The organism is Massilia sp. 05N420 (assembly GCF_056397205.1).
The window spans coordinates 1-10,978 of record NZ_JBFTMX010000040.1 but is presented as its reverse complement, the minus strand read 5'-3'; the positions used below and the strand labels follow the sequence as shown (position 1 = coordinate 10,978).

Genomic DNA, 10,978 nt, shown 5'->3' with positions numbered 1-10,978 from the left:
CCAAGTTTGTTCGCGTTTCGACTGCGCCGGCAGAACCTGGACCCCCGCCTTCGCGGGGGCGACGTTTACAAGCTAAGGCTTAAAACTCTTCCCAATCCGCCTCAACCGCCTGCTTCGACGTCCTCGCCGGTCTGGCGGACGCAGCCTTCACCACCTGGGTGCTTGCGCGCGGCAGGGCCGGCCGCGCCGGCACGGCCTTGACCGGCGCCGCAGCCACCGCGCCGAAGTCGTGCGAGCGATCCAGCTTGAACACGCTGACCACTTCGGCCAGCTTGGCGGCCTGGTCCTGCATCGAGGCGGCGGCGGCCGCCGCTTCTTCGACCAGGGCCGCGTTTTGCTGGGTCACCTGGTCCATCTGGCCGATGGCCTGGTTGACCTGTTCGATACCGCCGGTCTGTTCCTGGCTGGCGCTGGTGATCTCGCCCATGATGTCGGTCACGCGGCGGATGCTGGTCACCACCTGTTCCATGGTGGCGCCGGCCTGGTCAACCAGCTTGGCGCCGGTGTCGACCTTGGCCACCGAGGCCGTGATCAGTTCCTTGATTTCCTTGGCGGCCGCRGCCGAGCGCTGGGCCAGGGTGCGCACTTCGCCCGCCACGACCGCGAAGCCGCGGCCCTGTTCGCCGGCGCGGGCCGCTTCGACAGCGGCGTTCAGCGCCAGGATATTGGTCTGGAAGGCGATGYCGTCGATGACGCTGATGATGTCGACGATCTTGTTGGCCGAATCGTTGATCTCGCCCATGGTGGTAACGACTTCGCCGACCACGGCGCCGCCCTGGGTCGCCACCTGGGAGGCGGCGATGGCGAGCTGGTTGGCCTGGCGTGCGTTGTCGGCGTTCTGGCGCACGGTGGTGGTCAGCTCTTCCATCGAGGCCGCCGTCTCTTCCAGCGCGCCCGCCTGCTGCTCGGTGCGCGAGGAGAGATCGAGGTTGCCGGCGCTGATCTCGCTCGAAGCGGTGGCGATGGTGTCGGTGCCGCCGCGGACCTGGCTGACGATGCCCACCAGGCTGTCGTTCATGTGGCGCAGGGCGCGCAGCAGGGCGCCAGTTTCGTCCTTGGTGTTGGCCACGATGTCGTGGGTCAGGTCGCCGCTTGCCACGGTTTCGGCCACGCCGACCGCCTGGCGGATCGGCAGCACGATGCCGCGGGTGAGCACCCAGGAGATCACGCCGCCCAGCAGCACCGCGCAGCCGCACAGGATCATGATCAGCCAGGTGGCCTTGTCGGCATTGCCGTCGATGCCGCTGGCGGTGGCGTCCATGCTGTTACGCTGCATGGTGACCAGTTGCAGCAGCAGGTCCTGGTACTTCTGCGCCGCCGGGGTGAATTCCTTGTCGAGGATGCGCGCCGCTTCTTCCGCATTGCCGTCGGCCTTGGCCTTGACGGTGCCGTCGCGCGAGGCGCTGTACACCTTGCGCTGTTCCAGGATCTTCGCGAACAGCTCCTTTTCCGGACCGCTGGCGGCGATCAGCGGCTCGATCTGCTTGAGCAGTTCGGCGGCTTTCTTCACCGAGGCGGCCGAATCTTCCTTGAAGTAGGCGCCCAGCGACGGATCGGAGCTCTTGGCGATGGCCGCGGTGCGGCGGATCGACGCGAAGTTCAGCGTGTACCAGTCGGTAATCAAACGTTCCTTGGCCAGCGGCACGGCCATCATGTTCCTGGTCGCGTCAGCCACCTGGGCCATGCGCCAGGCGCCGACGGCGGAAATGACCACCGTCATCGCGAGAATGACGGCAAAGCCGAGTCCAAGGCGTTTGCCGATCTTGATGTTTGCAACGAATCCCATCGATATTCCTTTGTACGAATTGCGGCCGGCCACGCGTGAAGGAAGCAGCTCGAACTGGAGCGTGGACACGTGTCTTGGGGGCTGGGCCGGAGAAGACTGAATTGTACTGACGGAAATTTCTTTCAGGAATGAAAAAATTCTTTATGGAAAAATTTTTGCAACATTTTGTAGGGAATATCCGACACTTTACCCGTGGGATTGTTAAATTGAACATTGTTACATCCTGAATGATCTGTTAGCGTAAAAAAGAAGGCCGGGCTCGCCCGCCGCTTTTTTTGTCTCATCACGCAAAGAGTAAATACGCAATGAAGTCATCCAGCATCCTCCGTAACACCCTGTTCCTGGCCGGACTCATCGGCGGCAGCGCCGGCGCCGCAACGCTGCCCGCACCGTTCGCGGAACAGCTGAACGCCAACTACCCGGCAATCGAAAGCCTGTACCAGGACCTGCACCGCAACCCGGAAATCGGCTTCGCCGAACACCAGACCGCCGCCAAGCTGGCCAAGCTGGCCAAGGACCTGGGCTTCGAGGTCACCACCGGCGTCGGCGGCACCGGCGTGGTGGCGATCCTGAAGAACGGCCCCGGCCCGACCGTGATGCTGCGCACCGAAATGGACGCGCTGCCGGTCCAGGAAAAGACCGGCCTGCCGTTCGCCAGCAAGGCGACCACCAGGAACGCCGCCGGCGAGACCGTCGCCCTGGCCCACGCCTGCGGCCACGACCTGCACATGTCGGCCTGGTACGGCACCGCCAAGCTGATGGCGGAAAACCGCAAGGCCTGGAGCGGCACCCTGATGCTGATCGGCCAGCCGTCGGAAGAAACCGTGCACGGCGCCGAAGCGATGCTGAAGGACGGCCTGTTCAAGCGCTTCCCGAAGCCTGACTACGCACTGTCCTTCCACGACGACGCCACCATGCCGTCGGGTACGATCATGTACCACGCCGGCCCGTTCCGTGCTTCGTCGGACGTGGTCACCATCACCGTAAATGGCCAGGGCGGCCATGGCGCCGTGCCGCACGAGGCGCGCGACCCGATCGTGATCGCCGCGCGCATCGTGATGGCGCTGCAGACCCTGGTCTCGCGCGAGAACAACCCGATCGATCCGGCCGTCATCACCGTGGGCAGCATCCACGGCGGCACCGTGGCCAACATCATTCCGGACCAGGTCAAGCTGCAGCTGTCGGTGCGTACCTTCAAGCCGGAAGTGCGCAAGCGCATCCTGGCGAGCATCGCGCGCGAAGCCAAGGGTGAAGCCATGGCCGCCGGCGCGCCGAAGGAGCCGCTGGTGGTCGTCGAGCCGGGCACCGATTCGGTCTACAACGATCCGGAGCTGATCGGCCGCATGGTGAAGGTGGTGCAGGGCGCCGTCGGCCCTGAGTTCGTGAAGGAGATGCCGGCCAAGATGACCTCGGAAGACTTTTCGCAGTACGGCCTGCAGCCGGGCGTGAAGGCGATCCTGCTGCACGTCGGCGCGGTCGATGGCAAGCGCCTGGAAGCCGCCAGGAAGGCCGGCGAACCGCTGCCGGGCACCCACTCGCCGCAATGGGCGCCGGACTTCAAGCCGACCGTGGTGAATACCATCAAGGCCGAGACTGCGATCCTGCTGGATCTGATGGCGCCGAAGAAGTAATCGTCAGCACCGTTAGCGTTTGATCCGTCGTCCCCGCGCAGGCGGGGACCCAAGTTCTGTTTGCGTCGTCGAGATGCTGGCAAACTTGGGTCCCCGCCTTCGCGGGGACGACGTGCATGCAGCGCGCACCACGTTCATGCCGTGCGCGTCCCGAAATAGTCATGCACCGCGCCGACCCATTCGAGGTCGGCCATGTCCGGCCAGTGGTCGGTATCGAATCCGGGCGCGTTCTCGATGCGCTCTTTTGGAATGTCCATCGTGAAGCGCTTGTGCCGCGTATCCAGCGTGAGGGCCTGCCAGGGCACCGCGAACAGTTTTTCGCCCAGGCCCAGGAAGCGGCCGGTGGACATCACCGCGTAGGCGATGGCGCCGCTGCGCATGTCGACCATGAACTCCTTGATGACGCCCAGGTGCTCGTTCTGCAGGTTATGGACATGGTCGCCGATCAGGGTATTCGCGCCCATCATTTCCGGGCCCGGTCCCTTGCCGTGCTTGTTCTTGTACATGCCGTAGTCGTCTCTTTCCTCGTAGGACATCTCCACCTCCTTGATCTGGAAGCGCAAGGATAACCCGAGTCGGGACAAACTCCGTTCGGAGGCGCACGGTCCAGAGATCGAAGTAGGGTGGACACCCTGTGTCCACCCTAGGAATCAGAACTCTTCCCAGCCGTCGCCGACGGTGGCGCTGGCGGCAGGGCGTTTGGAGGCCGCGGCGCGCGCCGGCTTCGGCGCCGGCTGCGGGCGCACGGCGGGCAGGCTGGCTGCCGGTTCGATTCGCGACGGCACGGCCGGGGCCGGGGCGGCCTGGCGCTCGACCTTGAACACGTCAACGGCGTGGGCCAGCTTGGCCGCCTGGTCCTGCAGCGAGCCGGCGGCCGCCGCGGATTCCTCGACCAGGGCCGCGTTCTGCTGGGTGGTTTCGTCCATCTGGGTGATGGCCTGGTTCACCTGCTCGATGCCGTCGGTCTGTTCCTGGCTGGCGGATGCGATTTCGGCCATGATGTCGGTGACGCGCTGGATCGCGTCCACCACCTGGCCCATCGTGTCGCCGGCCTGGTCGACCAGCCTTGCGCCGGCATCGACCTTGCCGACCGAGTCGTCGATCAGGGCCTTGATTTCCTTGGCCGCCGCCGCCGAACGCTGGGCCAGGGTGCGCACTTCGCTCGCCACCACGGCAAAGCCGCGGCCCTGCTCGCCGGCGCGCGCCGCTTCCACGGCCGCGTTCAGGGCCAGGATATTGGTCTGGAAGGCGATGCCGTCGATGACGCCGATGATGTCGACGACCTTCTTCGACGATTCGTTGATCGAACCCATGGTCAGGATCACCTGGCCGACCACTTCGCCGCCCTTGGTGGCGACGCTGGAGGCGGTGATCGCCAGCTGGTTGGCCTGGCGCGCGTTGTCCGCGTTCTGGCGCACGGTGTCGGTCAGGTGCGCCATCGAGGCCGCGGTTTCTTCCAGCGCGGCGGCCTGCTGCTCGGTGCGCGAGGAGAGGTCGAGGTTGCCGGCCGAGATTTCGCCGGCCGCGCCGTGGATCGCCGAGGTGCCGCCGCGGACTTCGCTGACGATGCCGACCAGGCTGTCGTTCATGTGGCGCAGTGCGCGCAGCAGGGCGCCGGTTTCGTCCTTCGCGCTCGATTCGATGTGGCGGGTGAGGTCGCCGGAAGCCACCGTCTCGGCCACTTCCACCGCTTCGCGGATCGGGCCGACGATGCCGCGGGTGAGCAGGATCGAGCTGATCGCGCCGAGTGCGACGGCGCACACGGACAGCACGGTGATCAGGCGTTCGCTGGCGCCGGCGCCGGCCTGGATGTCGACCTTGGCGGCATCGATGCGCGCGTTCTGCATCGCCACCAGCTGCTGCACGGCTTCCTGGTAAGCCTTGGCGGTCGGGGTGAATTTCTCGTCGAGGATCCGGGCTGCCAGTTCGGTGTCGCCGTCGGCCTTGGCCTTGACCGCGGCATCGCGCGCCGCCGAATAGCCCTTGCGCAGTTCGCCGATGCGGTCCCACAGCGCCTTTTCTTCGCCGGCGGCGATCAGCGGTTCGATCTGCTTGACCAGGTCGGCCGCGCGCTTGCCGGTGGCGGCCGCGTCTTCCTTGAAGTAGTCGCCCAGCGAGGGATCGCTGCTCTTGACGATGGCGGCGGTGCGGCGCACGGCGGCGAAGATCTGCACATACCACTCGCCCACCAGGCGCTCCTTGGTCAGGGGGACGGTGAGTACCTCGGCGGACTCGTTGGCCACCTTGCTCAGGCGCGACATGCCGACGCCCGCGATCAGCACGGCCATCGCCAGGGTCAGCGAGAAGCCGATGGCGAGCCGTTTACCGATATTGAATTGACTGAAAAAACCCATGACTGTCCTCGAAAGCGAAACCATTAGTGAATATTCACAAAAGATTGTACTTTCGATGCAGTAATCTCTGTTGCTTTCGGGAACATTTTGGCAATATTCTGCGGCATCGGCCCAACATCCCTTAGCCGTTCGCTATCAATTCATGCCTTTCGCATGGAACAGCTCTTCAATCTCCTTTCCGACAAGTCGCGCTTCCTCTTTCTCGTCGCCGGTCGCGTCCTGCAGGTCCAGGATCCGCCTGGCCGTCTTCGGGTGGCTCGACATGTAGTCCATGCCCTCGCGCAGCCATTGCGGCGTGGTGCCGCGCGCGTGGTGCTGGTCTTCCAGCTTGCCGAGCACCTCGATGAAGGACATCACCGGAATCCGGTTATGGCGCAGCACGGCCAGGGCGTAGCGGTCGGCGTCGCTTTCCATCGCGCGCGAATATTCCGCCTGCGACAGCACGGCCGGCAGGCCGGCCGCCACTGCGCTGAAGTCGCCGAACAGCGTTGCCGACAGGGCGGCGGTCAGCGAAGACCTGGCCAGCATGCGCGCGCTGTGCCTCAGCTCCAGGTGGCCGACCTCGTGTCCGAGCACGGCAACCAGCTGTTCCCGGCCGGTCTCCGTCAGCTCGTTGCGGCGGTTCTGGGTCAGGCGCACCATCATGTCGGTGACGACGATGGTGCCGTCCGGAAGGGCCATCGCGTTCGCGCCCCACTTCGGCGCGTCGCGCACGATGAGGCGCACCGGGATGCGCGGATGGCGCGGCAGCACACGCGGCAGCAGGGCCTGGACCTCGGCGATGCGCTCGTCGCTCAGGCGCGAAGGCGCCAGCAGGCCGCGGGCCTCGAGGGTGGCCAGCGCGGTCTTGCCGAGGGAGGCGTCGACCGAGAGCGGCAGATTGGCGGCGATGCGTTCGGCGGCTGCCGGCAGCACGCGGAAATAGACGAAGGCGAGCAGCGACAGCAACAGGAGCAGGGCCAGCAGGGCGAGCGGCCAGCGCTCCTGCCAGTGCATCACGCGGCTCTTGCGGTAGCCGATTGCCGCCAGCAGTTCGCGCTGGGCGTCGCCGGCCGGCACTTCGCAACTGGCGCCGTCCTCGAAGCGCAGTACGGCGGGCGCGGCGGCGAAGGGTTCGGCCAGGTGCACGCCGTCGAGCGGGTAGCTGCGCACGAAGGAGGGCGTCGACACGTGGAGTTGCCCGGCCTGCACGTCGAGTTGGGCGGGATGCAGGCGCGCGCTGCGCCCGTCGAAGAAATGAGCGGTCATCATGCGCTTTACCAGGACAGGTCGACGCCGAGGAAATCGGCCACGCCGTCGCCGGCCGCCGTGCTGCGCGGCACCGCCATCCGCGCGGCCTGCTCGAGGCCGGCCGGGGCCGCCACGCTCAGGTGGGCCACCCGGTAGCGCCAGGTGCGCACCGCGGCGAAGGGACGGAACAGCCCCAGGGTCAGCAGGGTCAGGACCACGTTGACGGTCTGCAGGCGCAAGTAGGTTCGGGCGCGCATCGTGCAGGCGATCTCGACGCCGGGGAAGGCGGTGGCCGACCACGCCAGGTTGTTCATGCGTACCACGATGAGCGGTCCGGTCAGCACGATCATCAGGTAGGCCAGCACGATGACGATAAGGACGTACACGAAGCGGTTCATGCCCTGCGGCTTGCCGAGGCTCATGCCTACGATGACCGTGACGGCGAACAGGAACAGCAATGCCATGGCGGCGAACACGGCTTGCAGATAGGGTGTCGCCAGTTCGGTGGTGGTCAGCGAAAAGCCGGCGCGCTGGTTGCCGTACATGAGGTGCTCCTGCTGGTAGCAGCGGGTGGCGCCGTGGATCAGCGGCCAGGCCAGGTAGAGCAGGAAGGCCGCGCCGGAGAGTTTACTATTGGGTATAAGCGCGACCATGGCGCCGGGCAGCACGAACACGGCAACCGGCAGCAGGTAGACGCGGTAGGCATCGCGCACGCTGCCGCAAAAGCCGAAGGGCAGGCCGCGGTACCAGACGTTCGACAGCCGGAAGCGCAGCGCCGACAGCATCATGAAGGGCAGGCCGGCCAGCAGCACGGCGACCACGACCACCCCGGCCTCGAGCGAGAAACCGAAGGCGTAGTGGTAGGCGGCCAGCAGCACGACGGCCAGGATGCGGCCGCGCAGGATGGCCTTCGGATCGCCGCGGAAGTCGAAGCTCGCGCCGGCCAGCTGGGTGTTCCGGTAAAAATACTGGAGCCGACGGGTTTTGGCCCAGGCCGAGTAGATGCCGAGCGTGGCCACGGTCAGCAGCAGGTTGACGATCCAGATGCGGAAATATTCGGCGCCGCTACCGCTGAAACCGAAGGCCGGCGGCGCCTCGTCATCCGGCTGCAGGGTGGTGTCCGTTTCGAGGGCTTGCTCGATCATGGTCCGGGCTCGATGTTGGCATGGAAGAAAGATGCAAGTGTAAGGCCCGTCTTCACATTTTGGCAATTTTTGCAAGAGCTGTCGATGCAGGCTGAGTCGGATATGCCACGTCTTGGTGCGAAAGCGACGCCGTAGTGCGCTTTACGACCTGTTGCCAAGTTGTACTGAAGAAGTATTTGCAGGATTAAGGTATAATTTCAATTTCCCGCGCGTGCCGTTCGGCACCTTCTGCACAATGACCAAATTCGTATTCGTCACTGGCGGCGTCGTGTCTTCCCTGGGTAAAGGGATCGCGGCCGCTTCCCTCGCCGCGATCCTCGAATCGCGCGGTCTCAAAGTCACCCTCCTGAAGCTCGACCCGTACATCAACGTGGACCCGGGCACGATGAGCCCGACCCAGCACGGCGAAGTGTTCGTCACCGACGATGGCGCCGAGACCGACCTCGACCTCGGCCACTACGAGCGCTTCATCAGCACCCGCATGCGCAAGGTGAACAACTTCACCACCGGCCAGATCTATGAATCGGTGATCCGCAAGGAACGCCGCGGCGAGTATCTCGGCAAGACCGTGCAGGTGATCCCGCACATCACCAACGAGATCCAGGACTTCATCCGCCGCGGCGCCGAAGGCGTGGACGTGGCGCTGGTCGAGATCGGCGGCACCGTCGGCGACATCGAGTCGCTGCCCTTCCTGGAAGCCGCGCGCCAGCTGTCGCTGCGCTCGGGCCGCAAGGGCGCGGCCTTCGTCCACCTGACCCTGGTGCCCTGGATCGCCTCCGCCGGCGAACTCAAGACCAAGCCGACCCAGCACTCGGTACAGAAACTGCGCGAGATCGGCATTTCGCCGAACGCGCTGCTGTGCCGCGCCGACCGCCGCATCCCGGACGACGAGCGTGCGAAGATCTCGCTGTTCGCCAACGTCGAAGAGCAGGCCGTCATTTCCGTGTGGGACGTCGACACCATCTACAAGGTGCCGCAGGTGCTGTGCGACCAGGGCCTGGACGACATCATCCTGGAAGCGCTGGGCATCGATGCGCCGCCGGCCGACCTGTCGATGTGGACCAAGCTGATCCACACGCTGGAAAACCCGAAGCACGAAGTGACCATCGGCATGGTCGGCAAGTACGTCGACCTGATCGAGTCCTATAAATCGCTGACCGAGGCGCTGCGCCACGCCGGCATCCACACCGAGAGCCGCGTCAACATCGAGTACATCGACTCGGAAGAGATCGAGAGCACCGGCTGCGCCCACCTGGCCAAGTACGACGCCATCCTGGTGCCGGGCGGCTTCGGCAAGCGCGGCGTGGAAGGCAAGATCATGGCCGCGCGCTATGCCCGCGAGAACAAGATCCCTTACCTCGGCATCTGCCTGGGCATGCAGGTTGCGTTGATCGAATACGCGCGCCATGTGGCCGGCCTGCCGAACGCCAACTCGACCGAGTTCGATCCGGAAACCGACCAGCCGGTCGTCGCCTTGATTACCGAGTGGCAGAACCACGACGGCAAGGTCGAGAAGCGCGACGTGAATTCGGACCTGGGCGGCACCATGCGCCTGGGCGCCCAGACCTGCGCGGTGAATCCGGGCACGCTGGCCGCCGAGATCTACGGCAACGTCGTGACCGAGCGCCACCGTCACCGCTACGAAGGCAACAACTACTACCTGCCGAAGATCGAAGCGGCCGGCCTGGTGGTGTCGGCCCGTACGCCGAACGAAGACCTGCTGGAGATCATGGAACTCTCGCGCGAAAACCACCCGTGGTACATCGGCGTGCAGTTCCACCCGGAGTTCAAGTCGACGCCGCGTAACGGCCACCCGCTGTTCACCTCGTTCATCAAGGCGGCCCTGGTCCACCAGGCCGACAACAAACAGGCCGCGAACACCCCGGCCGTGCAAGGAGAAGTGGCATGAAGCTTTGCGGATTCGAAGTCGGCCTCGACCAGCCGATCTTCCTGATTGCCGGTACCTGCGTGATCGAATCGCGCCAGATGGCGATGGACGTCGCCGGCCAGCTCAAGGAAATCACCAGCGCGCTGGGTATCCCGTACATCTATAAATCGTCGTTCGACAAGGCCAACCGCTCGTCCGGTAAATCGTTCCGCGGTCCGGGCATGGAGAAGGGCCTGGAGATCCTGGCCGACGTGCGCAAGGAAATCGGCGTGCCGGTCCTGACCGACGTCCACACCGAGGAAGAGATTCCGATGGTCGCCAGCGTGGTCGACGTCCTGCAGACCCCGGCCTTCCTGTGCCGCCAGACCGACTTCATCAACGCCGTCGCGCGTTCGGGCAAGCCGGTCAACATCAAGAAGGGCCAGTTCCTGGCGCCGGGCGACATGAAGAACGTGATCGACAAGGCGCGCGCGGCGGCTGCGGAAGTGGGCCTGCCGGACCAGTTCATGGCCTGCGAACGCGGCGTCTCGTTCGGCTACAACAACCTGGTGTCGGACATGCGCTCGCTCGCCATCATGCGCGAATCGAACTGCCCGATCGTGTTCGACGCGACCCACTCGGTGCAGCTGCCGGGCGGCCAGGGCACCTCGTCCGGCGGCCAGCGCGAGCACGTGCCGGTGCTGGCGCGCGCCGCGGTGGCCGCCGGCGTGTCGGGCCTGTTCATGGAGACCCACCCGAACCCGGCCTGCGCGCTGTCGGACGGTCCGAATGCGGTGCCGCTGGGACGCATGAAGGAATTGCTGACGACTTTGGTCGAGATCGATCGTATCGTCAAGAAGGCTGGGTTCATCGAGTCCAACTTCGAATAATTAGCTCGTCGTTCCCGCGGAGGCGGGAATCCAAGTTTGCTCGCGCTATCGAAACGCCGGCGAACTTGGACCCCC

The 10,978-nt window shown here is 65.3% G+C and carries 8 protein-coding genes; 3 read left to right on the top strand and 5 right to left on the bottom strand.

What is annotated here, in order from left to right:
• Positions 1-79: 79 nt before the first annotated feature.
• Positions 80-1,786 carry a methyl-accepting chemotaxis protein gene (locus tag AC1DIX_RS21455; protein ID WP_477327235.1) on the bottom strand — a complete coding sequence of 569 codons (1,707 nt, stop codon included), beginning with the start codon at positions 1,784-1,786 and terminating at the stop codon, positions 80-82.
• Positions 1,787-2,091: 305 nt separating this feature from the next.
• Here AC1DIX_RS21455 and AC1DIX_RS21450 point away from each other — a divergent pair, with 305 nt between their 5' ends.
• The gene (locus AC1DIX_RS21450; RefSeq protein WP_477327233.1) at positions 2,092-3,417 is read left to right on the top strand and encodes an amidohydrolase; all 1,326 of its coding nucleotides are present in this window, start codon (positions 2,092-2,094) and stop codon (positions 3,415-3,417) included.
• Between the two features lie 134 nt (positions 3,418-3,551).
• On the opposite strand, the gene AC1DIX_RS21445 is transcribed toward AC1DIX_RS21450, so the two are convergent.
• The 4 genes from AC1DIX_RS21445 to AC1DIX_RS21430 all read right to left on the bottom strand — a co-directional run bounded on the left by AC1DIX_RS21445 (position 3,552) and on the right by AC1DIX_RS21430 (position 8,146).
• On the bottom strand, positions 3,552-3,953 hold the full coding sequence (locus AC1DIX_RS21445) for a PRC-barrel domain-containing protein (protein WP_477327231.1): 402 nt from the start codon (positions 3,951-3,953) through the stop codon (positions 3,552-3,554).
• 114 nt (positions 3,954-4,067) lie between these two features.
• Complete coding sequence (locus AC1DIX_RS21440) at positions 4,068-5,771, bottom strand: methyl-accepting chemotaxis protein (RefSeq protein WP_477327229.1); 1,704 nt, start codon at positions 5,769-5,771, stop codon at positions 4,068-4,070.
• A 135-nt stretch (positions 5,772-5,906) separates the two neighbouring features.
• Positions 5,907-7,022: a M48 family metallopeptidase gene (locus AC1DIX_RS21435; protein ID WP_477327227.1), complete on the bottom strand. Its 1,116-nt coding sequence runs from the start codon at positions 7,020-7,022 to the stop codon at positions 5,907-5,909.
• A 5-nt stretch (positions 7,023-7,027) separates the two neighbouring features.
• Positions 7,028-8,146 (bottom strand): YjgN family protein, encoded by a 1,119-nt coding sequence (locus tag AC1DIX_RS21430; protein ID WP_477327225.1) that lies wholly within the window; start codon positions 8,144-8,146, stop codon positions 7,028-7,030.
• Positions 8,147-8,381: 235 nt separating this feature from the next.
• On the opposite strand from AC1DIX_RS21430, the gene AC1DIX_RS21425 reads away from it, so the two are divergent.
• On the top strand, positions 8,382-10,055 hold the full coding sequence (locus tag AC1DIX_RS21425; protein WP_442123485.1) for a CTP synthase: 1,674 nt from the start codon (positions 8,382-8,384) through the stop codon (positions 10,053-10,055).
• Positions 10,052-10,903: a 3-deoxy-8-phosphooctulonate synthase gene (gene kdsA, locus AC1DIX_RS21420; RefSeq protein WP_442123486.1), complete on the top strand. Its 852-nt coding sequence runs from the start codon at positions 10,052-10,054 to the stop codon at positions 10,901-10,903. The genes AC1DIX_RS21425 and kdsA overlap by 4 nt, the downstream gene beginning before the upstream one ends.
• The last annotated feature ends 75 nt before the right edge of the window (positions 10,904-10,978 follow it).

Bases quoted from the DNA above. Each gene is read 5' to 3' on its own strand.
- AC1DIX_RS21450 (WP_477327233.1), top strand. From the start codon at position 2,092: ATGAAGTCATCCAGCATCCTCCGTAACACCCTGTTCCTGGCCGGACTC.
- AC1DIX_RS21445 (WP_477327231.1), bottom strand. From the start codon at position 3,953: ATGTCCTACGAGGAAAGAGACGACTACGGCATGTACAAGAACAAGCAC.
- AC1DIX_RS21440 (WP_477327229.1), bottom strand. From the start codon at position 5,771: ATGGGTTTTTTCAGTCAATTCAATATCGGTAAACGGCTCGCCATCGGC.
- AC1DIX_RS21435 (WP_477327227.1), bottom strand. From the start codon at position 7,022: ATGATGACCGCTCATTTCTTCGACGGGCGCAGCGCGCGCCTGCATCCC.
- AC1DIX_RS21430 (WP_477327225.1), bottom strand. From the start codon at position 8,146: ATGATCGAGCAAGCCCTCGAAACGGACACCACCCTGCAGCCGGATGAC.
- AC1DIX_RS21425 (WP_442123485.1), top strand. From the start codon at position 8,382: ATGACCAAATTCGTATTCGTCACTGGCGGCGTCGTGTCTTCCCTGGGT.
- kdsA (WP_442123486.1), top strand. From the start codon at position 10,052: ATGAAGCTTTGCGGATTCGAAGTCGGCCTCGACCAGCCGATCTTCCTG.